The sequence below is a fragment of the Spirosoma aerophilum genome (genome assembly GCF_054782495.1).
Genome location: NZ_BAAGSJ010000013.1, coordinates 676,222 through 701,607, shown reverse-complemented (window position 1 = coordinate 701,607; position 25,386 = coordinate 676,222). Strand labels below are relative to the sequence as shown.

Here is a 25,386-nt window from a genome sequence, read left to right as displayed (position 1 = left end):
ATATGTGGAGTGCCCCTTTACCTTTAACAGACATCAGACAATGAAACCGTCAAGACGTAATTTCTTACAATCACTCGGTGTTGGCGTGGCCAGCTTGAGCGTAGCTGAACAATCCATCGCAGCTGGTTCGATACCGCCTAAAAAAGTAAAACCAGCCGCCGACGATCAGGTTTTATTCGTAGGCGACAATATCGCTATTGCCAAAACGGAACATGGAAAGGTTCGGGGATTCATTCTACGGGGTATTCACCAGTTTTTGGGTGTTCCGTACGGCGCTGATACCTCTGGTAAGAATCGCTTTATGCCTCCGCAAAAACCCGCAGCCTGGACCGACATTCGTCCGGCTCTCTGGTGGGGCAACTCGGCTCCCCAGATTATGGAGAAACGGTATGCCAATGTATATGCGTCCTTTGTTGACCATTGGAATTACGACGACGTATCGGAAGACTGCCTGAAACTGAACGTCTGGACCCCGGCGCTGGATACCCAGAAACGGCCGGTCATTGTGTGGCTGCACGGGGGCGGGTTTGTCAACGGAAACGCGATTGAACAGGATGGGTACCACGGCGAAAATATTTCCCGTCTGGGTAATGTCGTTTTCTGCTCCATTAACCACCGGCTTGGCGCCCTGGGTTACAGTGACCTGAAAGCGGCTGGCGGCCATGCAGCATCTGGCAACGTGGGCAATCTGGACATGGTTGCAGCCCTGGAATGGGTAAAAAACAACATTGCTAATTTTGGCGGAGATCCGAATAACGTAACCATCATCGGTCAATCGGGAGGTGGTGCCAAAGTGACTACCCTGATGAATATGCCCTCGGCAAAAGGACTGTTTCATAAGGCGGTTGCGTTGAGCGGCAGTTCGCTGTCGGGCACTAATAAGGAATATGCAGAAAAGCTTGGCCTGAAAGTACTGGAAGAGGCTGGCCTCAAACCCGGCGAAATCGACAAGCTTCAGCAGATTCCTTGGCGGCAGTACATCGATATAGCAAATCGGGCCGTCGAGAAAATGGCCGACGAAGCCAAAAAAATGGGCATCCAACGGGGTGGCTACGCTCCTGTCAGCGATGGCGTCACCATGAACGAAGGGCCGTTCTTCTCCGATCCAAACCATTTCTCGGCCAATATCCCGCTGATGATCTGCTCCACCTTCCACGAGCAAAATCCCGACCGCACCGATGCGTCGCTGGAGAGCATTACGCTGGATGGGGTAAAAGAAAAAATCAAGCCCCGCTTTGGCGACAAGACGGGTGAGATCGTAGATGCTTACGCCCGAAACTTCCCCAAAGCGCGACCCATCGAGATCTGGGCCTTGATCGTCTCCAACCGGAAAGGCGCCATTGCTACTGCCGATGCTAAAGCGTCGGGGCAGAAAGCGCCCGTGTATGTGGCCTGGTTTGGCTGGCAGCCTCCCCTCTTCGACGGTCGGATGCGGGCGTTCCACTGCGACGACATCTGTTTCTGGTTTTACAACACCGATTTAATGCTGACCCATACGGGTGGCGGCAAACGCCCCAGAGCCTTATCCGAGAAAATGGCGGGTTCCTTCCTGAATTTCGCTAAAACCGGTAATCCAAACGGGGGTGGTTTACCCAACTGGAAACCTTACACAGTCCAGAATGGAGAGACGATGATTCTGGATGATACGCCCGCTCTGGTCAACGACCCCGACCGCGAGGCCCGGAAGGCGCTGGCGTAGGTGGCGAAATCGCCTTTTCAAAACGTTCACTCGTCTAGGTAAACAAAACGGCTGGTTGGTTATCTTCTAAAAATCAGAAGATAACCAACCAGCCGTTTTAATTAAAAGCGCTGTTAATCAATGATATCCCAGCAAAACCCTAAACCTGATTCGTGTTGATATGACATAGAAGAGTTAGTCCATGGCAATGGCTATCTCCATTTAGGCAGGATAATTGACTAAACGAGATATAGCCCTCATAAACTAGTCAATTATGTTAGTTGCCACCGTAATCGCTGGTATGATCGCGCCAGACCGAGTGCGGGTGAGGAGTATTCCGAATAACAATACCACCCTGAGTAGAATATTCGATCCAGATGCCTGGCCCATCGAGCCGTACATAGTCATTCTGAGTAGACATGGTGCCGGTGCCCGAGTAAGCAATATATGTATTATCCAGATCCGCCGTGTACTTCGCCAGTACTGTTGCGGCTGTTTCGCTGTCAAGATCATTCACGTACAACTTAATGGCATTCAGGACGAGTGCCTTCTTGGCGGCATCCAGATTACCTGCCTTTAGCCCTGACTTGGTAGCCGGAAATTGTCCGTCTTTACCGGGTCCGAGCAAAATATCCGTAAACGACGAGGAGAGCTTGGCCGCTGTCTGCTCACTGGCACTTAGTGCTGCCAGAAGTGTCGCGAACGCCTGACGCTCCTGCTCGACTGGCTGATACGTTCGGCTGTTGGCCGTAACCGAAGCCATTGGCTCTACGGCCCGAAAAGAAGGCGTCACGCCGGTTATTTTACCACTGTTGTACGTATTGGCAAATGAATAATGGTGACCGCCGAATTGCAACTCCCATAGACCAGTAGTACTGGGTGTACCTAAAAAAGCCATATAATAATTGCCCCGTCCATAGTCTGCCCCACCCCCGTTGGCAGCCAGGTAATCATCAGCGACCAAATTACCCTCCATCTCGTCGAACCCTTCGTTATTGACACCCTGTGCCAGCACCACGGCCATCAAGGCTCTGGCTGCTGTCAGTTGAGTAGCTGAGAGGGAGCCCCAGCTAATACCAACCCGATTTTTATAGAGTCCTTCGGGCAGGTTCGACCAACGGACGGCGTTGGCTTTGGTATAGGTTAATTGCAGGGTAGCCAGTTGCGTAGCAGTCAACGTAGCTTTAAAGGCTTCGGCCAGACAGACCACCTGGGCCAATCCGGTTGCCGATGAACAGTTGGTGGTGACAGACGTAGCGGATCCGGTGGAGCTTACTGTCAAAGCCAGACTACAACTCTGCCCGCCAAATGTGAATGGGAAAGTAGCCGTACCAGCCGCAGAAGGCGTACCACTGATGGCTACGGACAGTGTACCGGCCCCAGAAGTCAGGGTACCGGCCTGTAAAGTAGCATTAAGACCCGTCACACCTGTTGAGGCAATAGCACTTCCGGCGGTATAGGCAGCTGCATTTCCTCCCGTATACGGCACAGTAGCGGTGCCCGTATACGTAGTGCCGCTAACTGCCGACGTTGAAAACGTTGCCGATCCGCAGGAAAGAGCAGTAACTGCAGCAGAGGGTGGTGTTACAGTTGTTTCATTTTTTTGACACGAGACGATCATCAGCAGTCCCAGTAGAAGGGCAATACCAATCGAAGTGAGTGGGATACGCATACGTTACTTGTTCGAAGTTAAGTTACCTATCTTTACGAATGGTGTAACGTTATTGTTGCACCTCAAATAGATACATATCGAACACGATCGGATACTTTTAGAACCACTTTGTAAAAGCGCCTGAGCAGTCTATCCATTTAGGAGAACTCAGCACTTTGAACAGGATATATGCGCGTAGAAAGAGAATGGGAAGCACAGAATCGGATAAGCCTACCGCTTTTCCCTGGCTAAACGTCTATGTTTAGTAAATGCTGAACACCGGAAAAGGTGATAACCCAATAAACCTGTTTCTTAGAAAGGAAGGATACCCAAACAGTGAAGGGAATATAAATCGAGGATGCCGGGTGAGACGTTCTGTCCCTACTGCCTGGATAAATGAAAAAAATCGGTCTGTCAGTGGATGGCCGTGCATAACCGAATGGGTTCCACTTTATAATGGAACCCATACACGAAAATGAATGACTTGAATTAAGCAGGCGAAGCATGACGTTAAAAGCCACAAAATCTAAATACACAAGGATGGCCTTACGTCATGCTTCGCTCAAAAACTGTAAAATTTACTTACATATACGCTTCCCTTTCTGGTTTAGTTAGAAATACCTTAAAGAATAAAGTTGTTAATGAAGCCGTTTGATCTTAAAATCCACAAGGGGACACCTTAGGAAAAGTCAAACGTAACGGTGCCTGGCGGTGCATTCTGCGCGATTCTGACAAGATCCGCCACCGGTTTTGTAGACGCGCCCCGGATCGTCATCTTGGTTTGATCCCCCATGTTCCGGAGCATCGTGATAATATGACCGGTCTGATAATCCTTTGCCAGAATAATTACATTTTGTGCATTTCGTAAAAGAGGAATAAGTTCTTCGGCTGACTTTGCCATAATCAAATCAACGTTGGTTAGATCAATAGTGATTCAATATAACAACGACCAAATTATTTAATTACTAAAAGTTACTGAATGGGTGTATCCGTATTAATTGTACTAGAAAAGTCATAAAATATTATAAATTGTGCCTGATTTTTAGTAGTCTATTTTTTCTCTAGTTTAAATATGATTTTTTTATGATTCAAACCTGTCTTTTTCAGCTTAATGACCTCAATTAAAGGTTATCCGCTTTCACCTGAGCGGCCTGATCAGCTCTTCCTCATTGTACGATCCAATCACAAGTAAGCTGGTTTGAATTTCCAAGTATTGTGACCCGAATTACTTTAAAGGCTAAATATCCTACAATTCGAGCTTTTGAGTAAATTCTACATGAGAGGTCAAACTTCTATGGCGTAAGCTTTTTGCGGGAAAATTTCATGTTTATTTAACCAGATGAACACGGGTTAACCGGTTATTTCGGTTTGTCATTCGTTTACCGGTGGCTTCCCTCCTCACCTTTCACCTGCGTCAATAGATCGGACAACTCCTTCACTTTCTGAGCATTTTGGCCAGCCACATTCGTTTTCTCCCCTAGATCAATTGACAGATTATAGAGTTGCGGGGCGGGGTCGTTTCCCATTTCGATTTTGACATCCCGACCAATTTTTGGCCCATTGCTGGGCTCAATGTATTTCCAGTTGTCTTTAATGATTGACAGGGTTCCATTCAAGGCATGTTCTACAACATAAGCCCGGTTTTTGTTCTTGTTGCCCAACAACGCATCCAGGCTGTTAACACTATCCGTAGCATCTGCCGAGGTTAGTTTCTGGCTGGTCAGGGCAGCCAACGAAGCCAGCAGATCGATCTGACTAAACAGCGAATTGGATACCCCGGCCTTTACGTGTCCAGGCCAATTCACAATGAAGGGCACGCGGGTCCCCGCATCAAACGCACTGTATTTACCGCCACGCAACGGCCCGGCCGGGGTGTGACCATTGAGCTTCGTGACAGCCTCATCCTGATAGCCATCATCAACGACTGGACCGTTATCACTGGTGATAATGACCATAGTTTTATCGGTAAGCTTTAGTCGGTCAAGGGTTTTCATTACTTCGCCCACGCACCAGTCCAATTGCAGAATAGCATCTCCCCTTGGCCCCATCCCGCTCTTACCGACAAAGCGGGAATGCGGCATTCGAGGTACATGAATGTCATGCGTAGCGAAATACATGAAAAAAGGGCGGGCTTTATTTTCTTCAACAAAACGGGTTACCCGGCCCGTCAGCACATCGGCCATATCTTCGTCGACCCACCAGGCCGACTTGCCCCCACTCATATAACCAATTCGACTGACGCCGTTAACGATCGTTTGGTCGTGCCCATGTGAGTACTTCATTTTTAGTAACTCCGGGTTGTCTTTTCCGGTGGGCTCATTTCCGATGGGGCCTTTATAACTGACCTGAACGGGGTCTTTAGGATCCAGACCAACAATGCGGTGGTTCTCTACATACACACAGGGCACCCGGTCTGCCGTAGCAGGCAATATGAACGAGTAGGTAAACCCAATCTCCAGCGGCCCCGGTTTTATATCACTATTCCAGTCTGGTCCACCCTTCGGCCCCAGCCCCAAATGCCACTTCCCGACAGCACCGGTAGCGTATCCGCCTTTTTTCAATACTTCAGGGAGCGTAATTTTATCAGTCGGAATGAGCAGAGCAGCATCGCCGGGAGCAATTCCAGTACCCGTCTTTCGCCAGGCATATTGCCCCGTCAATAACGAAAAACGGGATGGCGTACAGGTCGCCGAAGTGGCGTGCGCATTGGTGAAGCGAAGTCCATTCGTGGCGACACGGTCGATGTTAGGCGTTTTGATTTTGGTAGCTCCGTAACAGCTGAGGTCACCATATCCGAGATCATCGGCATAAATGAGAATGATATTCGGCTTCGTCTGCGCAGCAACCAGACTAGGGAAAGCAACTAAAATCGACAGAATAATACCGGTTATTCTTCGCATCATGAGCAGGTTTGGTTTGGGCACAGAATTCAAAACGTAACATTAAATAGATTCTCTGACGGGTAGTGCCGGGGCAGCCGTCAAAATAGTGGTCTTTATACCAGGGGATGCGTTTGACATTTTAGAAAAGCCGTTGGCCATACCATTCTACCTACCAAAAACAGTGGTGCGTATAGGCCGTTACGGACGATGCTGAGGAAGATTAATCAACGGTAAAATTGAGCTTTTCAACTTTTCTTTTACATACTGATAATCAACTGGTAAGGGTAAAGGGACAGTATTCCCATCTCATCAGTATAGTAAAATGGCATTATTTTATAACGAAGTATAGGATAATTTGTACTGTTTGTAGTTACGAATTAAATCTCTTTAATCTTCCGGGTTACCTCATGATTTATAGCCAGATTTAGGGCATTATGATGTCAAAAATCTACCTGCTTAGCCTTTTACTTTTTCTTCTAAAAACGACTTATCTACTTGCCCAGCAGCCAGTTTCATCAAGTACCAATCGCCTGACCGGTACCGTTCGGGATGCTACCACCAACAAGGTGCTACCGTATGCCTCCGTTGCCGTTTTTGCCAAAAAAAAGGATAAAGATAGTCTGATGACAGGCAGTCAGACGGACGACCAGGGGGTGTTTGTTGTAACCAATCTGCCTTTAGGATCATTGACCGTACGCGTCACATTTGTTGGCTATCAGACGCTCGAGAAGACCATTCAACTAAATCAGTCTCCGACAACACTTAACGTCATATCGCTCAAACCCGATGCCAGCCTACTGAATGAAGTGAAGGTAACGGGTGAAAAAAGCGGCATTGACATGACGATGGAAAAGCGGACATTTACTGTGGCCAAAAATCTGACAACCATTGGTGGTACAGCCGAAAACGTCCTTAAAAATGTGCCATCCATCACGTTGGACGAAGGCGGTAATCCAAGCCTTCGTAATATGGCCACGGCCATTTATGTCAATGGCAAACCCACTCAGTTAACACTTGCCCAGATTCCGGCCAACCAGATCGAATCTGTGGAAGTCATTTCGAATCCGTCAGCCCGTTATGACGCGTCAACCTCGGGGGGTATCGTCAATCTGGTGCTCAAGAAAAACCGGCTTCCCGGTTATAACGGCATAGTCAGTGCCGGTATTGGTAACAACTCGCGCTTCGATGGTACATTGAATGTAGACTGGCGAAAAGGAAAGTGGAACCTAACCAGTTTTTATTCCATCAACGCCACCCAAAACCCAGTGACCGGCTATGTGTATCGCACCAACCGGCAGATCAACGGAACCCCAATCAATTATTTCAGTCAGAATACGAGCATCAGCCTCAACAATACCTTTCAGAGTGGACGGCTGGCAGCAGATTATGCATTAGATAATCGAAACACCTTATCCCTGGCGGCAACCGTTGTAGGTGGTGCCTTCAACACGGTAAGTTCACAGCCTTACGAGTATCGTGATTTAAACCAGACCACTACCAGTTCCGGCAATCGAAGAACGGTACCACACAATACCTTTACGAACATTGGTCTGGAGTTCGACTGGAAGCACCAATTTGGCCGGAAGGGACAGGAACTGAGTTTGGTTACGTCGTACAGCCGCAACCACCTGTCCAATGCAGCCGACTGGTTGACCACAGCACTGACCGGTGGGTCGGGATCAACGCCACCCGTACCGCAACCTGGTTTCCCGGAAATAGACAAGATCACGGGCCGCACCCTAGGTAACCAGCTCATTGCCCAACTCGACTATACGCACCCGCTTGGCGATTCGGCTAAGCTGGAAATGGGCCTTCGCTCCTTCACGTACATTCGAGATCAGCAGTACTTTTTCAACAAACTCAATAATGATACGCAGGCCTATCAGATGCTGCCCGGCTACTCGCAAGACGCACGAATTGCCGAATCGGTGAATGCCATTTATGTCCTTTATACACGGCAGTTTCGCCGAAACATCAGCATGCAGGCGGGTTTACGCCTGGAACAGTCGAGTCTGCACGGCAGCTCCCGGCTCGACAAAACGACCTTTGGCTACGATTACCCATCCGCCAGCGGTCAGAATCTGTTTCAGTCGTTCTTTCCTTCGTTTGCCCTCACTAAAAAGATCAGTGAAAATTCCGAAATTGGCTTGAGCCTTAGCCGAAAGGTAGGTCGCCCGAACTTCCGGCATTTGTTTATTGGTATTCAGGCCAACGACCGGCAAAACATCACGATTGGCAACCCCGCCGTTCGGCCCGAGTTCGTCAACACGGCCGAAGTAAACTACAACCGTAGCTGGGGAGGTGTAAACTGGCTGGCTTCAGCCTATTATATCTACGAAGATCACACCATCAAACCGTTCACACAGGCTTCGGCCACCGATTCATCGGTGCTGGTCACGACCTTCATTAACGTTAAAGCCGACATTCGGTACGGATTCGATAACACGCTGAAAATGAACATTGGGCCAAACCTGAGCGCGGTAGCTAACCTCAACGTATTCAATGTTATACTCCAATCGGTTGATTTACGAAACCAGTTAGTTTCCTACAACGCGAAACTAAACCTGACGTACCGGTTACCAGCCAATCTATCGGCGCAATTGACCGGTACCAACGATGGCAAGGCACCCTCGTTGCAGGGGTATCGACAGGCCGTACGGGGTGTCGATTTCGCCATTCGAAAAGGTTTCCGGGCTAATAGGGCCAGTATCACGTTTACCATTAACGATCTGTTCAACTCCCGGCGGTACATCAGTATTTACGACCAGCCGGGTGCCTATCAGGTGTCTATGAATCGCCGGGAGGTTCGGTTTTACAAGCTCTCCATTCAGTTGCCGCTGGGCAGCGACACGGCCAAACGCAACCAGCGCAAAATGGAACGACCCGATGTGGACTTTAGTAATTAGAAACAGTCGTGCGTAAGGCACGCGCCTTTCTAAAGGCAAAAGAGCGAGAGCGTGAAAGAGTGATTGTTATAAAGGGCAATTTTCCACTCTTTCACTCTCTCGCTCTTTCACTATTTGCCTCTCTGACTAAACCGGAATCAGGGATTTCTTAAACGCAGGTCTAACCCGTTTTTTTGATGCCTGTTCATACGCGTATCCTATTGTCAGGAGCGGTCCTTCCTGGTAAGCACCGGCAATAAACGAAAACCCTACCGGTAACCCGTGTACGTTGCCCATGGGAACGGTTATGTGCGGATATCCAGCCATAGCAGCTGGCGGACAGAAGTAAAAACCCGTGTCATAATCCCCATTGATGAGGTCGATGCAGCCCGCGAAGCCAATACTGGTTCCGCAGATGGCATCCAGTTTATTGGTCGTCATCAGCTTGTTGATGATCTGACGCACGCCCTTTGTTTTCGCCAACGCATCAGTGTATTCTTTGCTCTCCAAACTACCTTTAGCGTCGCTGCTTTCGAGGGTTTCCTGCTTGAAGAAAGGCATCGCTCTGGCTTCATTCTTCTTGTTGAAAGCGATGACATCCGCCAGGGTTTTCACCGGCGCATTAGCCGTCGATAGGTACTTGTTTACACCCTCCTTAAATTCGTATTGCAGGACCGTGAACTCCGCCCCGCCAATATCGTTCAGACTTTTGAGCAGATCGACTTCTACGAGGATGGCTCCCTGCTTTTTCAATACATCGAGGGCCTCTTTATACAACCCGACAACACCTTCGTGCCCTTTCAGGAATGATTTCTCTACGCCAATGCGTTTGCCCGACAAGCCACCGGTCTGTAAGAAGGTTGTATAATCGGCGGCTGCTTTCCCGGTACTTTCGTCGGTAACGGCATCATCCGGATCGACGCCGGTCATGGCTCCCAGCAAGATGGCGGCATCAGTCACCGTTCGGGTCATCGGCCCAGCGGTGTCCTGCGTTTTCGAGATTGGAATAATTCCGTTCCGGCTCACCAAACCGACAGTTGGCTTGATACCGACCAGCCCACAGAAAGACGAAGGCGCAATAACCGATCCATCGGTTTCAGTACCCACGGCCACCGCACACAAATTAGCCGAAACCGCCGACCCTGAACCCGAACTGGATCCACATGGACTTCGATCCAGCACAAACGGATTTCGCGTTTGCCCGCCCCTGCTGCTCCAGCCACTACTCGACCGGGTCGACCGGAAATTTGCCCACTCACTCAGATTCGTTTTGCCGAGAATGACCGCTCCGGCATCCCGCAGTTTCCTGGCGACAAAGGCGTCTTTGGATGCTTTATGACCTTCCAGGGCCAGAGCACCCGCCGTAGTCATCATGCTATCGCCGGTGTCAATATTATCTTTAATCAGAATGGGTATACCATGCATGGGCCCGCGAACTTTACCAGCTTTTCGCTCGTCGTCCATGGCTTTGGCAATCTTAATGGCATCGGGATTGATTTCGATAACCGAATTTAGCCCCGGGCCTTTTTTATCGACGGCATCGATCCGGTCGAGATAAAGTTGCGTAATGGCGGCCGACGTGTACTGGCCCGACTTCATTTTTTCCTGTAATTCCCCTATGGTTACCTCGTTCAGTTCAAACTCATCGGTAAACGTTTCCGGTTCCTTTTCGGTTGAGGTCTGTTTGGGTGATGAGCAGGCTGCTGCCGTGAGGGTTGTGGCTGAAATACTGACAACCGAACTACTTTTGATAAAACTTCGTCTGTTCATGAAATTGATTTGATAAAGTGGTGGGTACGCAAAAAGTGACCGCTCTTATGCGGTAATGGAGTCTTATTGCGGACGTTTAAATAAGCCAACATAGGCTGCTTTTCCTAATACATGCCCGTCAATGGCCTTCAATACATTCATTCGCGTGCCAGACCCTTCGGCTCCGGGCTTCACATCGAGCTTGGTATCCAGTGCATACACCTCAAATACATAATGATGCAGGGGCCCGGATGCAGCCGCGCCCGGTCCGCGATAGGCTGGCGTAAATACATTCATCTGATAACTTCCATCTGCCAGTTGAGCCCCGGCAGGAACCCCTTCAGGCAGGCTGGTTACACTGGCGGGTATATTCCAGACGAGCCAGTGCAGGTTGTCATCGGTGGACCTATTGCGGCTCACGTCCACATCATGCATGTGCAGGACAAAGCTTTGTGTGCCCAGTGGAACATCAGTCCAGGTTAGCGCGGGCGACGTACCTCCACCCGGTGCCGCTCCCGGGGCTGCCTGTGTAAACTTGATGGGTATGATACCACCATCCGGGAAAGCACTGCTAGTCAGCCGCATGGGCGGGGCTGCCGGTGCCGTTGTTGCCCCTGCCTGTTGGGCAAAAGAGGGTGATGTAGTGCTGATGAATAGGGCAATGCCAATGAACAATCGTTTCATGGGATTTCTTCGGTTAGTTGAACATGTCTCCTGATTCCAATGTACAACAGCCCATGGCGAATCCGATACGAAATCCGGGAATGTTAGGCAACGCCCCCATCATCAAAAGCGTTTGAAGATCTTTAACAGTTTTTGCGTGATCAACTCATAACCGCTGTCGGATGGGTGTAATCCATCATAGGTTTTATCGATAGCCTCCACTGGATATGGGTATTCGTCTGTTTCAGGATTAAACGGAATATCGATAAACTCGGGAAACCGGTAATTCTTACACTGACCTGTTTGTGGATCTTTCAGACGCTTGAATTTGACGAGTTTCTTTGCCTGTAAACCCTTCAGGTGGTACAGGTCAACAACCGGAAAATTCTCCAAACGACCTATAGATTCAATAGCATTAGCAAACGATTCGAGCGACTGGCCGTTTTTTTCCCGGTAAGAGCCATAGGCATTGTTTTTAAAATTGGTCAGATAAACAAAATCGACCCGCTGCATGGGTGTAATTAAAATAATTGGTGCTTCCGGGTTCAGACCACGAAGTTTATTGACAATGATTCGGAACGAGCCATACACCGTTCCATTACCGGTGTTCCCTTTGTAATCCTCCAGCGTACCTAACGGTCGCCCCCCCCACCAGTCATTCGTTCCGAGGAAGATCGAATAGACATCTGATTTCACTAAACCCAACTTGTCAATGGCCGACGCGATGTCCCCCGATTTCCAGCCATTGTGCCCCTGATTAATATAATGAACGTTAGGAAGTTTCTCCGTCACACGCGTCATATACCCTTTGGTAACCCGGTTTCCGGTTTCATCCAGATGCTCGTTCAAGTACGTAATGGAGTCGCCAATGGCCGTCCAGCTTATGTCTCTGGGTGCATAGGAACTAAATAAAAAGACCAGGGTCAGTAGTAAAAAGTATTTTTTCATTGAATTCACCAGCTAATCAATAATGCCTGCTTAAGTAGTTGCCTTGAAAAAGAATGAACGGCAGTCACGTTTTATGGTCGATAAACTGCTTTTCCTGCACGCCGTTCCTACCGTTTCAAACTAAGTCTTTTGCCTCATTTTTTTACCGATCAGAGGCCTATTTTTCAGTTCGATACAACAAGAAAGGCTTTTTTAGGAGCAAACAATGCCTTGAATACATGCTGATAAGCAAGCTAAGATTTTCAGACAATTGTCGTGGATAAAGATTTAGAACAGTGCAGGCAAATGAGTAGTTGTACTTCCAACTCAACATGCCTACTAAACAAATATGAATCAATTTACCATCTTATCGCTGATCAGCTTCAGCCTGAGCCTGCCGGCGTCAATAGCTCAAACCCGAAAAACGACTCCATCAACAGAAACGACAAAATCAGTGAGCGTTGCTCAGGGCGAAGTGGCTCGGTGGGCCGGTAACTGCCAGCGCTGTAGTTTTGAAAAAAGAGCCTGGTCGGCCGTAAACGGCACCTGCTACTATCCGGTCGATATGGATATGAAGCCCGGCGCGTACACCATCTCCCGCCGAACAACGGGAGGAAAACTGGAATCAGCAAAATTAACGGTTACTGAAAAACCCTGCCTTCAGGAAGATATTAAAGACTTTCCCAAGAAGGAATATGTGAATGTTTCCGCAAAAAATCAGGCTCGTGCCGCTCAGGAAGCCGCTCGGGTAAATCCACTGATCAGCTACAAAGCAGAGGTTCGCCCGGCGGTTTTCGATGTTCCCCTGGCAAAACCAGCAAACCCGCTGCCAAAAGGAGAAGGCAACTTTGGCGCCTGCCGTACGTTCGATGGTCAACCACGCGACCGACATACCGGGCAGGATTATCCCGTAGGAATGGGGACCGCCGTTTTGAGTGCGGGGAACGGTCGGGTGTTGTTAGCGGCTAACCTGTTTTACAGCGGCAACTCAGTTTTTATCGACCACGGCAATGGCCTGATCAGTGAGTATTTCCATTTAAAGAGCTACTCGGTAAAGCCCAACCAAACCGTCACAAAAGGGCAGAAGATTGGCGTAGTAGGTGAAACGGGACGGGTAACAGGCCCTCACCTTCATTTTGGGGTGCGGTGGCATGGTGCCTGTGTGAACCCCGGCTTTCTGCTAATCGACCCCTCCGACATGGTACAGGTACAATAAATTCACTTGTTAGCTGAACAAGCTAATCCTCATTTAGCATACCACCAAATTAATCTTACAGGTGGACTTACATCAGGTAAGTCCACCTATTTTTTTGGCAGAAACTCCTGCCTGAATGATTACCTTTATTACCCCTTCCTCTTTCGGTATTTCGGCTAATTCATTAGGTCTGAAGACGTCTTTAATGATACTTGCCAGAAGGTATTCATGAAGATCTGGGAAAACCCCTGGACAATCCAAAAAATTCACTCGTTACGTGCCGATCTGTTGACCATCACAAGGAATCAAGCGTTAAATTTTCCTGGCGGGAAGCCTTCGAAGATCGGATCAAGAATCACGGCAGTCATTCCTGCCTGTCGGAGAGTGATACCGAAGCGTCTTTTCTGCTTAAGGAATACCAGCAGTTTTTGCAAGCCACCCTCGATACCTTTTCACCACAAAGCCGAACAGTATTTAAACTCCATCGCCAACAGATAAAGCTATGCAGAGGCCGCTCATATAGTAGGTATTTCCTGACACGCTATTAAGAAACACCTGGTCGGGTTGATGAAAGAAGTCCGATAGGCCATTAAGAAGGACAGCGGTCTTGTTCTTCGCATATAGATAGTCAAGATCAGTAGCTGGTCCTCACTGATCACCTGGATGGTATATTTTTTCGGCGTGCTTGTAAACCTCCTCTTTGTAGAAATAAATCTCTTTGTAGGTACCGTCAATATAGCCTTTTACCTGGTCCAGATAATGAGCAGAGTTGGGGTCGGTACTGGCTCCACCGGTTAGAATCGTCTTCGCCCGGAGTCGGTCGCCAAATTCGACGGCGGCTACAAATGTATTGCCGGTAATGCCGTAGCGTTTGTGCGTTTTAGGTGTCTTTCGGCTCACATAAGCGTTCAGCGATCCCATAAAGCCAGGTGTTGCAGGCACGGCCCAGCTTGGTTTGTCATCGCTGGGTTCGTTATCGGCCGTCCGCTGGAACCGGTTATCGGTTCCCCAGGCAACCTGCCAGGTACCAAACTCCTTTTCGAGTTCGGCTACAACCTGGGCCAATGCCGTAACCTGCTCGGTGGGCGAAATGAATTCGGTAGTGATGGCCGCCCCGTTGGTCAATGCGTATTGTTCTTCCGTTGTGGCCGGTTTTGCCAGTCGGGCCATGTCGAGCTGAATTATTTTTTCCAGCCAGTGTACTGCCAGCGTAGTGGCTATGGAACTGGTATCCGTCCTGAAATTCCATTGCTTCAGCACGTCAATAGGCTGGGCCAACCTGGTGCGGATGGAGTCAGACGTCAGGGTGTTGTAGGCGGCAATCAAACTTGGGATAAATCGTTCTCCACTGGGCAGGTAGTTGTCGTAAGATGCCGAGATGACATCATCCATCGTCGCATTATTCAGGGGTGTCAGCACCCGAACGGCATGAACTGCCCGCGGGGTGTGCCCATCGGGAAGCATGTAGGATGGCAGCTTCAACATAACCGTATCCAATTTACCAATGGCGTATAAGGGCGTTGAGTTACAGTTCTGAATCCAGCCGTTGGCGGGGTTCAGGTAATGCGGAAGATCGGTTAGTTCGTGTGTCCCCTGCCACTCCGTCGCCGACGTGGTCCCGTCGACGGGGCGTCGCCAGTCGAGGAGTGGGTTTTTCTTCGGCACAAAGTTGCCATGCCAGTAAGCAATATTCCCGGCCTTATCGGCATACACGATGTTGCTGCCCACCATAGCCCGTTTGTTAATGGCCGTCGTAAACTCTTTGAGGTTCCGCGCCTTCGTTTTCAGCCAGTTCATGGCCAGCAGATCGATGTTGGGCTCATAAGTCTTGAGAGCAATCCAGCGGGTGGCGGTGGCATATACGATTGGGCCGTGGTGGGTACGGTAGGTAACAAACTTCTTCGTCGCCAGCCCTCCCCCTTTTTTCTTATAGCGAAGTTCATGCGTAGTGCTGTCGACTGGTTTCCAGGCACCATTGTACCGATACATCAGTTTGCCATTCCTGCGCTCTACAGTCTCAGCATACAAATCTTTGGCATCCGACAACGAAACGGGGTGCATCCAGCCGCAAAATTCGTTGAAGCCCTGAAAAATATTGAACTGTCCCAGAAAAGGCGCACCGTACACATTCAGCCCTTCATCGCTCACCATCTGAATTTCCAGTCGGCCGTAATAGTCCGAGTGAGGGTTAATGAGCAGAATGGCCTTCTTATTCTTTGTTCGCGACGGGGCCAGCGCCCAGCCGTTGGAGCCATCATTTTTGGGTGGCTCGGCCGTAAAGCTCCGGCTTCCGGTAGCAGCCTGAGCCATCTCTTTCAGGTAAAACGCTTTGAAATCGGGTTCACTAACGTTGCTGCTACCCATAGCGGGGATGTTGTTCATCAGGATCATCCAGGGCTCAACGCGGGTCAGCAGTTTGGGTTTTACAGCCGGATGGGTCAGGAGGTAGTAGTTGATTCCACCGGCATAGCCGTCGCAGAGTTTCTTAAGCCAGCCAGGCGTCTTTTGGTACAGGAGAACGGCCTGAGCGGAGTCGATGTACATGCGTGTCCAGAGATCGCGGTAGATAGCCGCTTCGCCTTCGAGTTCGGCGGTACGCCCCAAACGGCCAATGATCGACGCTTCTACTTTATCGAAAAACTCTTCGCACTGGACGTACATGAGGCCAAATATGGCATCGGCATCAGTCTTCGCGTACACATGCGGAACGCCGTAGGTGTCTTTAACAATGTCAACACCCTTAGCTTGTACGGCTAATGCACTGGCTTCCTGAGAAGAAAATTGAGCCTGTATGGCTAATGGGATACTTATTAGACCAATAAAGGTCAGCACGAACAGATGGGTTAACTTCATGGAGACGGAGTGTTACAGGAGGGTACGCGGACCTATTTTCTTAGGTGTCAATCACAAGATACTGATAAGACACTCATCTACAACAACAAGGTACCCTTGCCACTCCATATCTCTCATAATCTGCAAAAAAAACGTCGATGTATCGACCCAATTGCCATATAAAACAGCTTTCCATCAAAACAGGTACGGCCTGAACTGTCTCGTGTAAAAGACAGTTCAGGCCGTACCTGTTTCACTTTGACAGAACAGTAGTTAATTCACCATTGGGGCGCTGACCAGTATTTACGAGTAAACGGCCAGGCAACATCGGATCAACCAATTACCTGATCACTACTGTAATTAAACTTATACTTTAAGCTTCTCAATGTTTTTATAGCTGATGGCGATGGACTCCAGGGGCGGCAGCTTACAAACATCCTGCTCGACAAAGTAGTGAGTCATGCCTGCCGTTTTGCGGGCATCAAAAATACGCTGGAAGTCGATCGAACCAGTGCCCACGGGTGCAAACGCCTTATCGGCCGATTTTTCCATGTCTTTCACGTGCCAGAGCGGGAACCGGCCGGGGTGCTTTTTGAACAGGGCGACAGGGTCCTGGTTGGCCATGGTTGCCCAGTATAAATCCAGCTCAAGTTTTACCAGGTTTTTATCGGTGCCGCTGGTGATAACGTCATAGGGCATTTTGCCGCCCAGCTCTTTAAATTCAAAGTCGTGGTTGTGGTAGCAGAACTGGATACCAGCCGCTTTACAAACCTCGGCGGATTTGTTGAAAAGATCAGCAAACGCTTTGTAATCGTCCAATTTAGTACGCTCATTGGGGAACAGGTAGGCACAGACCATGTACTTCTGCCCAATGGCAGCCGCATCATCAACGGCCCGCTTCCAATCGTTCGTCAGCGTTCCTTTCATGTTAGGCATCGTTTTACCCGACATGTAGTGCCCGCTGGGAACCGATAAACCTAAGTCTTTCAACAGAACGGAAAATTCTTTAGGGGATTTACCGAAAAATTTGCCATCCGAATAGCCGAAAGGCTCTACTTCTTTGTAGCCAATAGCCGCTACCTTTTTCAGCGTTCCATCCGGATCTTTCGCCATTAGGTCGCGCAGGGTATACAACTGCAAACCAACTTTTTTGGACGAGGCTGCAAAGGCATCCAGTTGCGGCAGAAAAACCGCCGAGGATGCTAAAGCACTAAGCTTTAGAAACTGCTGGCGGGAAATTTTGGTGGACTGATTCATGAGAGAAAAGTCGGTTAATAAGCAATGGGCAAAGTACCCATGCCTTCAAAGTCTAAAGGTACGGAAGCAGACGTCTTCCGTCATAAAAAATCAATTAAAAACACAACGCCATTCCTTAAACGGAATGGCGTTGCCGGCGAACTTTAACGTTTAAACGAGACCCTGTTTCATCGCTTTCACCGCGTAATCGGCCGCACGAGCCGTCAGGGCCATGTACGTTAGGGATGGATTCTGGGTGGAGGTGGAGGTCATGCAGGAACCATCCGTTACGAAGACGTTCTTAACGGCGTGCAACTGGTTCCATTTATTCAGCATCGAGGTTTTGGGGTCTTTACCCATCCGGACGCCACCCATTTCGTGAATATCAAGACCGGGGCTGGCGTGGCTGTCGCGAACGCGGATGTTTTTAAAACCCGCTTCGGTAAACATTTCCGTCAGTTGCTCCTGGTAATCCTTTACCATTTTATCATCATTGTCATCGTAGGCGATCGAGATTTTCAGTTGCGGAATACCAAACGGATCTTTTTGTGACGAATCGAGCGCGACAAAGTTGCTTTCTTTCGGAATGGTTTCGCCCATCATGTGCGAGCCAACATACCAGCCGCCAAGTTTCGGGTTCAGCAGGCTTTCCTTCAAACTGGCACCCACACCACTCTGGTCGGCACTGGAGCTGCGCCCCGCCGAGAAACCAGCGGCATAGCCCCGCAGGAAGCCAGTTTCCTGCTTCAACACGTTGCGGAATCGCGGAATATACGGGCTGTTTGGCCGACGCCCGTCGGTGGTTGAATCGAGGTTACCATCATACTCACCCGAGATCCCGGCCCGGTAGTTATGGAAGGCTGCGTATTTGCCCAGCACACCGCTGTCGTTTCCTAGTCCGTTCGGGAACCGGTGCGAGGTTGAGTTCAATAAAACCAGATTCGAGTTCAGGGCAGCGGCATTCAGAAAAATAATTCGGGCGTAGTATTCCGTCATTTGCTTTGTATTGGCATCCACCACCCGAACACCGGTAGCCCGGCCTTTCTTCTCGTCATAAATGATCGAATGCACAACGGAGTTTGGCCGCAGGGTCATTTTACCCGTTTTAGCCGCCCAGGGTATAGTCGACGAATTGCTGCTGAAATAGCCGCCAAAAGGGCAACCCCGCTCGCAAATGGTGCGGTGCTGGCACTGCGCCCGCCCCTGCTGAAAGTGCACTTGTTTGGGCTGCGTTATATGAGCCGCCCGACCCATAATCACGTGCCGGTCGTTGTATTTACCTGCCACTTTTTTCTGAAAGTGTTTCTCCACGCAGTTCCATTCGTGGGGCGGCAGAAACTCGCCATCGGGCAGCGTAGCCAGGCCATCTTTATTGCCCGAAATCCCGGCAAATTTCTCGACATAGCTGTACCAGGGCGCAATGTCGGCGTAGCGAATGGGCCAGTCGACAGCGAACCCATCGCGGGCCGGTCCTTCAAAATCAAAGTCACTCCAGCGCTGGGTCTGACGTGCCCACATGAGTGATTTACCACCTACCTGATAGCCCCGAATCCAGTCGAAGGGCTTTTCCTGAATGTAGGGGTGTTCGGCATCTTTTACGAAGAACTGCTCCGTGCCTTCATAAAAAGCGTAGCATTTGCTAATAATGGGATTAGCATCTTTCACCTCTTTTTTGAGCTGGTTTCGGTGCTCAAACTCCCAGGGCTGTTTGTTGGTGGTCGGGTAGTCGGTCACGTGCCGAACATCACGGCCGCGTTCGAGAACCAGTGTCCGTAATCCTTTACCCGTTAATTCTTTGGCAGCCCAGCCACCACTAATGCCCGAACCGACCACGATGGCATCGTAGGTATTCAGCGCCTGAGCATCTATATTGAAATTTGACATGTCGAAAGTGAGTTTTGTTGGTTCACGGTCTACAAAGCCCGGTTTACAGTGTTAGGCTCCCGCCCAGGATCCATAAACCCAAAGCCGCAAACCTTATTTTCCCTGTGATACGGCTTTCGCCTGAACGGGTACGCAGCCATAATAATGGCCGGGGATAAACTGGTAGTGCGTTAGGTTGGTCATGACATATTCCGAACTCATATAGCCACGAATCGTCAGGTTCTTCACCAGCGAATAAAAATCCTTCTGGGCTTTATCGTCCGATTTAGACAGTTGGGTCAATAAAGCCGTACGCTGTGCGGTATCCCCATCGGCAAATGATTTGCTGTAGGCGGTCTTCGCAAGGCCATCCAGCGAATTCAATCCTTTGGACACATTGTCCTGAGCCGCTTTGTCGTAGCAGTCCATCACCATTTTCTGGACAAACTGATGCACGTTCAGGGCTTTGGCGCCTGGTGTATCGGTTGCCGGAATAATGGTTTCGACCATGGTGGCCAGTAGATCAGCCTGACTGAGGGTTAGAAATTGCTGAGTTGAACGGACCGTTTCGGCTGTCCAGCCGTTGGCCCAGGCTGGGAGGCTGATGAGACCACCGACGGCCCCAGCCATTGTTTTTAACGCATTACGTCTTTCCACAGGAATAGTTACTACAATTGAATTTATTATGCCAAAGTTACAAAATTATCATTGATCGGTTATAGGGAAAACCCTATCCATCTGTGTTCACTATACGCCATATTTTCGTTGAAACTCCGCCACATAACTGCTGCCAACCGGTATTTCCTGTTTCCCAATGAAAAGCCGTGTCCGCTGAAAAGAACTGATCTTCGACAAAGCAACAATGAACGATTTATGAACCCGGCAGAACCCCTCTTCGGGTAGTTTAGCTTCCATAGCCTTTAGCGAAAGTCGACTCAGAAATGGCTTATTCAGTCCGGATGCGGATAGCTGCGTTGTATATATCTTAACGTAGTCTTTCAGTCCCTCTACGTACAGCACTTCCTCGTAAAACAATTTGATTTCCTTGTATTCGGAAAAGATGAAAAAATAATCCCGCTCCGGAGCAGGTGATGGCTCTAGCGCCGGGGCTGGCTCATCAACCCTAATTCCCGAATATCCCTTTTGCCGTAATGAAAACAGGTCATAAGCTTTATGGACGGCTTTCATAAACCGTTCGAAGGGAATGGGTTTGAGCAGGTAATCGACTACGGCCAGTTCAAAGCCGTCGAGTGCATATTGCTCGAAAGCGGTAGTTAAAATGACCATTGGTGGCTGGCTGAGGGTTCGCAAAAACTGAACCCCCGTGAGCGTTGGCATTTGAATATCCAGGAAAATCAGATCAATGGCATCCCTATCCGTCTCCAGAGCCTCTCGGGCATCCAGCGGACTGGAATACCGTCCAACCAAATCCAGAAAAGGCACCTTACTGATGTCATCGGCCAGAATATCAAGAGCAAAGGGTTCATCGTCAATGGCGATGCAACGCAGCTTGGTCATGAGGCATGTGTAACGTTAAAACCACTCTGAAAATATTGTTTTCGTTCGTTAACAGCAGCTCATGCTGCCCTGGATAATGAAGATTCAGCCGCTTTCTGACGTTCGAAATCCCAATACCTGACGAATCTTCGTCTCCTCCTGCACCCGGCGTATTCAATTTCTCACGGGATGGATTCTCTGTACAGAAGATCAGCGTATTACCAACGACACTCAGCTTGATTTTTATATATTCCGGCAGGAGAGCTTCGTCCCCGTTTCTACTTCTGGTCAGACTATGTATCCCGTATTTAAACGCATTCTCCACGAATGGAATAAATAACAAGGGCTCGATTCGATAATCATCGATATTTCCATCACAGTCGAAAATAACGGCATGGCTGCTGGTTAACCGCATCCGTTGCAAATCTATATAATCCCGCATATGCTGTACCTCCTGACGAAGCGGAACCCAATCCTGCTGAGCCTGATGCAGCATATAGCGCAACAACTGAGCCAGCGCAACAACGGCCGACTCCGTCTGGTCTGATTTCTTACGAGCCAGCCAGCGAATATTATTAAGGGTGTTAAACAGAAAATGCGGACTCACCTGTAGTTTGAGCATGACGAGTTCGGCCGATACTTTTTCCAGCAGAATTTGCTGCTGCGATTCCTGCGTACGGGCATGATGACGAAATAACGCAATCAGTGAACTGACTATCAGGGCAAACCCCAGCGAGAATGCTGACCCAAGGGCACCTGGCCAGGGACTATGCGAGCCGAGGGATGGACTATTTCTGACGCCGTTACCCGTTTGCCAGTCCGGAGGGGGCATTAGGGAACCACGCATGCCAGACGGTGGCACTCCCATTGGCGCGGGTGGAAAAATCTGGTAAAGACCAAACCGAATGCACACCACCGTAATAAGCATACCCACTACAATGAACAGAAACCGCTGGGTGCTCTTCTCCCGTAGTAAGGTGGGCGTCAATGTATGAAGATTAACGTAAAAACAAACGATGGTGAACGCGCTGGTTGCCAACTGGGCGGTACCCAGACTGATGAGATCCTGCCGGTTCCAAAGAGAATCTGGTAAAGTCAGAAAAGGAAGGCTGATCAGAACCACCCACCCCAGTATGTGCAACCAGACCTGATAACGATCAAAGAATTTCATAGTTGGGAAAATACGATTCTTTCGAATAGAGTCTTTGGCTAGGTAAGCAGAGTGTCGACACGAATCAGATATTTCACAATTTATACGAAAAGAAACTGACAACAAGACCGTTATCTGCTGCGTAGATGCAGTTTCATATTCCTGATTAAATGGCCATTAAATCCTATTTATATTGAATCTGCCTGCAACATTCTGTGTTTTATTATCGTAAACTAATGTAGATAAGCTTTTTTTCGTTTAGCTACTAAATCTATGGAACAACAAGTTATTAATCGAACTCAACGCGTGCCTTCAACAACGAATTCTATGAGAAAAACGACAGTTAAATGGGTGCTGATTGCCGGGTTTATCGGATCGCTTTCCGCCTGCAAGAAAACGACAGATGATGTTACCCCCCAACCAACGACCCCAACCACCATTGATCCTCAGACGAAGGAAAACCAAACGGTTGATAACTGGATTTTGAGCAACATGCGTGAAGTGTATTACTGGAACGACAAGATACCGGCCAATCCGGATACGACATTAGCGCCTGACGTTTTCTTCGACTCGATCCTGTATAAATACAACGCCACGACGAACCCGACCGGCGACCGTTTTTCCTGGATTGAAAACGACGCCGATGCTTTATCCGCTGAGTTGAGCGGTCAATCGACAACAACGGGTATGGAGTATAATCTCTACTTACGGGCTTCGGGGTCAACGGGCGTAATTGCGCAGGTGCTTTATGTGTTACCGGGCTCTCCAGCCGAGAAAGCGGGCATTAAGCGGGGAGATATTATTTCGAAAGTGAATGGAACGTTATTAAATACGACGAACTATTCTGACCTGCTTTATACAGGCACTACATTCACGTATGGACTGGCCACGCCTAACGGTTCTACTGTAGTAGACTCAGATCAGACGCGCACTGTCACGGCTACTGTTTTCCAGGAGAATCCGGTCTTCAAGGATTCTGTGTATACTCTGGGCAGCAAGAAAGTTGGCTACTTCGTTTATAATCAATTTGTTCCGGGTGCCAACGGCAGTAAGGCCAATGAATATGATGCGCAAATGGATGCCGTTTTCGCCAAATTTAAAGCACAGGGCGTCAATGAACTGGTACTGGATCTGCGGTATAATCCGGGAGGCTATACGTCTTCTTCGGCTAATCTGGCCAGTTTGATCGGCAAAGGCGTCAGCTCCAATAATCTTTATTTCCGCGAAGAGTGGAACACAACGATTACACCGCTTTTGCAGAAAGAATACGGCAGCAGCTTCTTCGTACAGAACTTCCTGGACAAATCGCAGAATATTGGCAGTAACCTGTCGCGGGTGTTCGTTCTGACGACGGACCATACGGCGTCTGCCAGCGAACTGATTATTAACGGACTGCGGCCCTACATGACGGTAACCACAATTGGCACCACCACCTATGGCAAAAACGTGGGCTCCATTACCATATCCGACGATACGGGCAAGATCAAGTGGGGGATGCAGCCCATTGTCTTTAAATCCTACAACAGCGCCGGGCAGTCTGATTATTCAACTGGCTTCACCCCAAGCATTGAAGTGGAAGAACCCATTAATCTTCTTCCGCTTGGCGATGTCAATGAGCCTTTGTTAGGTACGGCTTTATCCCAAATCACCGGCAACAGTGCAAATGGCCGTAAAGCCGCGGTTCGGAACCCACTTTTGCAGATGGGATCGTCTATTCAGCGTAAGGCTGGTGGGCAGTCCATGATTCGGGCGCTGAAGACACTGAAGATTTAAGTTAATTTCTTCCATGTCATTCCAACGACTATATCACAAAGGGGGTCTTTGTGATATAGTCGTTTTACTTTTCAGCTACTGCTTCATTTAAATGGCAACAATTAAGAATTTTTATGAATCAGGTACGTTGGTAAGTAAGGCCTGATTGACGTAATTTTGCGGAACGATTGTAAGAACTCATTTCACCAATTCGGCCGGCAGGCTGAACCCTATGTGACCTCCTATAGCTTCTTTCCGGGCTTACTCATCCCAATACGGATGGGCAAACCGTCGTTCTTAACTCAAATTGGTATAACTTTACGTTTTAGTTCGTTCGTTTACGCTCTTGTTCATGATTCATTTACCATTTCGATTTTCTTCGGCAACTGACTCCCAGCCGCAATCTGTAACTCCAGAGACCTCGCTCTCTCCCGTAACTATGAAAACCAAGAATCCGCAACGCATGAACTGGGTACTGGGTGCTCTTGCGATTGGCTGGGCGGGTTTGCTGGTCGGTTGCAGTACTAACACGACAGTATCAGTTTTAGGAGACTGGACAAAAAAATCAGCCTTCGAAGGCGTAAGCCGCTCGGGTGCGTCCAGTTTCGTTATTAATAACATTGCTTACATGGGTACTGGCCGGGATGCCAGCAACCAGCGGCTCCAGGATTTCTGGGCATATGATCCGGCCAAAAATGCCTGGTCGCAAAAAGCGAATTACGGCGGTGTTGCCCGGTATTCAGGAATTGGCTTTGCCGTAGGCAACAAAGGCTATATTGGCACCGGTATCAACGTAAACAGCGATAAGCTGAAAGATTTCTGGTCCTACGATCCAACGACCAACATCTGGACGAAAGTGGCTGATTTTGGTGGTACGGCACGCTATGGTGCGCTATCATTTGCCATTGGAAACAAAGGTTATGTGGGTACCGGCAACGATGGTAACTATTTAAAAGACATGTGGGCCTACGACCCAACCGGCAACGCCTGGACGAAAGTGGCCAGCTACGGTGGCGAAAAACGGGTGAGTGGTGTGGCATTCGTTATTGATGGAAAGGCCTATGCCGGAACAGGCAATAACAACGGAACAGCCCAGCGCGACTGGTACGTATATGATCCGGCAACGGACGTATGGACGCAAAAACTTGATTTCCTGACGGAAAATGCCGTTCAACGCAGCAACGCGGTAGCGTTCGCTATCGGTAGCAAAGGATACGTTACGCTGGGGGATGCCAACACAGCCGTTTGGGAGTATAACCCCGCAGACGATACCTGGAAATCGTTGGGTTCATTTGAAGGCTCGCCACGTAGTTACGCCGTTGGCTTTGCTATTGGCAACAAAGGATATGTGACAACAGGCTTGAACGGCACAACGCCATTCGATGACCTGTGGGATTTCGATCCAACTAAAGAACAGGTATTGTAA

The 25,386-nt window shown here is 49.1% G+C and carries 17 protein-coding genes; 5 read left to right on the top strand and 12 right to left on the bottom strand.

Going from position 1 to position 25,386, the window contains the following annotated elements; all coding sequences use genetic code 11:
- Positions 1–40 precede the first annotated feature (40 nt).
- Positions 41–1,699, top strand: coding sequence for a carboxylesterase/lipase family protein (locus ACYVK4_RS14410; RefSeq protein WP_461128221.1), 1,659 nt, complete (start codon positions 41–43; stop codon positions 1,697–1,699).
- 256 nt (positions 1,700–1,955) lie between these two features.
- Here ACYVK4_RS14410 and ACYVK4_RS14405 read toward each other — a convergent pair whose 3' ends face one another.
- From ACYVK4_RS14405 to ACYVK4_RS14395, 3 genes are all read right to left on the bottom strand, one after another.
- Positions 1,956–3,350 (bottom strand): DUF3500 domain-containing protein, encoded by a 1,395-nt coding sequence (locus tag ACYVK4_RS14405; RefSeq protein ID WP_461128220.1) that lies wholly within the window; start codon positions 3,348–3,350, stop codon positions 1,956–1,958.
- A 658-nt stretch (positions 3,351–4,008) separates the two neighbouring features.
- On the bottom strand, positions 4,009–4,230 hold the full coding sequence (locus ACYVK4_RS14400; protein ID WP_461128219.1) for a hypothetical protein: 222 nt from the start codon (positions 4,228–4,230) through the stop codon (positions 4,009–4,011).
- 478 nt (positions 4,231–4,708) lie between these two features.
- Positions 4,709–6,232 (bottom strand): sulfatase family protein, encoded by a 1,524-nt coding sequence (locus ACYVK4_RS14395; protein ID WP_461128218.1) that lies wholly within the window; start codon positions 6,230–6,232, stop codon positions 4,709–4,711.
- A 413-nt stretch (positions 6,233–6,645) separates the two neighbouring features.
- Between ACYVK4_RS14395 and ACYVK4_RS14390 the strand changes: the two genes are divergently transcribed.
- Positions 6,646–9,117: a TonB-dependent receptor gene (locus ACYVK4_RS14390; protein WP_461128217.1), complete on the top strand. Its 2,472-nt coding sequence runs from the start codon at positions 6,646–6,648 to the stop codon at positions 9,115–9,117.
- Positions 9,118–9,243: 126 nt separating this feature from the next.
- Here the strand turns inward: ACYVK4_RS14390 and ACYVK4_RS14385 are convergent, their stop codons facing one another.
- From ACYVK4_RS14385 to ACYVK4_RS14375, 3 genes are all read right to left on the bottom strand, one after another.
- Entirely contained in the window at positions 9,244–10,866 is a 1,623-nt protein-coding gene (locus tag ACYVK4_RS14385) for an amidase (protein ID WP_461128216.1), read from the bottom strand.
- A gap of 63 nt (positions 10,867–10,929) precedes the next feature.
- A complete protein-coding gene (locus ACYVK4_RS14380; protein WP_461128215.1) occupies positions 10,930–11,529 on the bottom strand; it encodes a YbhB/YbcL family Raf kinase inhibitor-like protein in 600 nt (199 codons plus the stop codon).
- A 102-nt stretch (positions 11,530–11,631) separates the two neighbouring features.
- A complete protein-coding gene (locus tag ACYVK4_RS14375) occupies positions 11,632–12,456 on the bottom strand; it encodes an SGNH/GDSL hydrolase family protein (protein ID WP_461128214.1) in 825 nt (274 codons plus the stop codon).
- 328 nt (positions 12,457–12,784) lie between these two features.
- Here ACYVK4_RS14375 and ACYVK4_RS14370 point away from each other — a divergent pair, with 328 nt between their 5' ends.
- A complete protein-coding gene (locus tag ACYVK4_RS14370) occupies positions 12,785–13,651 on the top strand; it encodes a M23 family metallopeptidase (RefSeq protein WP_461128213.1) in 867 nt (288 codons plus the stop codon).
- A 627-nt stretch (positions 13,652–14,278) separates the two neighbouring features.
- Here the strand turns inward: ACYVK4_RS14370 and ACYVK4_RS14365 are convergent.
- The 6 genes from ACYVK4_RS14365 to ACYVK4_RS14340 form a co-directional block, all read right to left on the bottom strand.
- On the bottom strand, positions 14,279–16,483 hold the full coding sequence (locus tag ACYVK4_RS14365) for a penicillin acylase family protein (RefSeq protein WP_461128212.1): 2,205 nt from the start codon (positions 16,481–16,483) through the stop codon (positions 14,279–14,281).
- 345 nt (positions 16,484–16,828) lie between these two features.
- Complete coding sequence (locus ACYVK4_RS14360) at positions 16,829–17,719, bottom strand: sugar phosphate isomerase/epimerase family protein (RefSeq protein WP_461128211.1); 891 nt, start codon at positions 17,717–17,719, stop codon at positions 16,829–16,831.
- Between the two features lie 150 nt (positions 17,720–17,869).
- Positions 17,870–19,582 (bottom strand): GMC oxidoreductase, encoded by a 1,713-nt coding sequence (locus ACYVK4_RS14355; protein ID WP_461128210.1) that lies wholly within the window; start codon positions 19,580–19,582, stop codon positions 17,870–17,872.
- A gap of 93 nt (positions 19,583–19,675) precedes the next feature.
- The gene (locus ACYVK4_RS14350) at positions 19,676–20,191 is read right to left on the bottom strand and encodes a gluconate 2-dehydrogenase subunit 3 family protein (protein ID WP_461128209.1); all 516 of its coding nucleotides are present in this window, start codon (positions 20,189–20,191) and stop codon (positions 19,676–19,678) included.
- Positions 20,192–20,308: 117 nt separating this feature from the next.
- Positions 20,309–21,079, bottom strand: a complete 771-nt coding sequence (locus tag ACYVK4_RS14345; RefSeq protein WP_461128208.1) for a LytR/AlgR family response regulator transcription factor — start codon at positions 21,077–21,079, stop codon at positions 20,309–20,311.
- Positions 21,051–22,229 carry a sensor histidine kinase gene (locus ACYVK4_RS14340; RefSeq protein ID WP_461128207.1) on the bottom strand — a complete coding sequence of 393 codons (1,179 nt, stop codon included), beginning with the start codon at positions 22,227–22,229 and terminating at the stop codon, positions 21,051–21,053. The genes ACYVK4_RS14345 and ACYVK4_RS14340 overlap by 29 nt, the downstream gene beginning before the upstream one ends.
- A 306-nt stretch (positions 22,230–22,535) precedes the next feature.
- Between ACYVK4_RS14340 and ACYVK4_RS14335 the strand changes: the two genes are divergently transcribed.
- Entirely contained in the window at positions 22,536–23,981 is a 1,446-nt protein-coding gene (locus tag ACYVK4_RS14335) for a S41 family peptidase (protein WP_461128206.1), read from the top strand.
- A 418-nt stretch (positions 23,982–24,399) separates the two neighbouring features.
- Positions 24,400–25,386 carry a Kelch repeat-containing protein gene (locus tag ACYVK4_RS14330; RefSeq protein ID WP_461128205.1) on the top strand — a complete coding sequence of 329 codons (987 nt, stop codon included), beginning with the start codon at positions 24,400–24,402 and terminating at the stop codon, positions 25,384–25,386.

Excerpts from the sequence above, each read along its gene's own strand:
- ACYVK4_RS14410 (WP_461128221.1), top strand. The coding sequence starts at position 41 with ATGAAACCGTCAAGACGTAATTTCTTACAATCACTCGGTGTTGGCGTG.
- ACYVK4_RS14405 (WP_461128220.1), bottom strand. The coding sequence starts at position 3,350 with ATGCGTATCCCACTCACTTCGATTGGTATTGCCCTTCTACTGGGACTG.
- ACYVK4_RS14400 (WP_461128219.1), bottom strand. The coding sequence starts at position 4,230 with ATGGCAAAGTCAGCCGAAGAACTTATTCCTCTTTTACGAAATGCACAA.
- ACYVK4_RS14395 (WP_461128218.1), bottom strand. The coding sequence starts at position 6,232 with ATGATGCGAAGAATAACCGGTATTATTCTGTCGATTTTAGTTGCTTTC.
- ACYVK4_RS14390 (WP_461128217.1), top strand. The coding sequence starts at position 6,646 with ATGATGTCAAAAATCTACCTGCTTAGCCTTTTACTTTTTCTTCTAAAA.
- ACYVK4_RS14385 (WP_461128216.1), bottom strand. The coding sequence starts at position 10,866 with ATGAACAGACGAAGTTTTATCAAAAGTAGTTCGGTTGTCAGTATTTCA.
- ACYVK4_RS14380 (WP_461128215.1), bottom strand. The coding sequence starts at position 11,529 with ATGAAACGATTGTTCATTGGCATTGCCCTATTCATCAGCACTACATCA.
- ACYVK4_RS14375 (WP_461128214.1), bottom strand. The coding sequence starts at position 12,456 with ATGAAAAAATACTTTTTACTACTGACCCTGGTCTTTTTATTTAGTTCC.
- ACYVK4_RS14370 (WP_461128213.1), top strand. The coding sequence starts at position 12,785 with ATGAATCAATTTACCATCTTATCGCTGATCAGCTTCAGCCTGAGCCTG.
- ACYVK4_RS14365 (WP_461128212.1), bottom strand. The coding sequence starts at position 16,483 with ATGAAGTTAACCCATCTGTTCGTGCTGACCTTTATTGGTCTAATAAGT.
- ACYVK4_RS14360 (WP_461128211.1), bottom strand. The coding sequence starts at position 17,719 with ATGAATCAGTCCACCAAAATTTCCCGCCAGCAGTTTCTAAAGCTTAGT.
- ACYVK4_RS14355 (WP_461128210.1), bottom strand. The coding sequence starts at position 19,582 with ATGTCAAATTTCAATATAGATGCTCAGGCGCTGAATACCTACGATGCC.
- ACYVK4_RS14350 (WP_461128209.1), bottom strand. The coding sequence starts at position 20,191 with ATGGCTGGGGCCGTCGGTGGTCTCATCAGCCTCCCAGCCTGGGCCAAC.
- ACYVK4_RS14345 (WP_461128208.1), bottom strand. The coding sequence starts at position 21,079 with ATGACCAAGCTGCGTTGCATCGCCATTGACGATGAACCCTTTGCTCTT.
- ACYVK4_RS14340 (WP_461128207.1), bottom strand. The coding sequence starts at position 22,229 with ATGAAATTCTTTGATCGTTATCAGGTCTGGTTGCACATACTGGGGTGG.
- ACYVK4_RS14335 (WP_461128206.1), top strand. The coding sequence starts at position 22,536 with ATGAGAAAAACGACAGTTAAATGGGTGCTGATTGCCGGGTTTATCGGA.
- ACYVK4_RS14330 (WP_461128205.1), top strand. The coding sequence starts at position 24,400 with ATGAAAACCAAGAATCCGCAACGCATGAACTGGGTACTGGGTGCTCTT.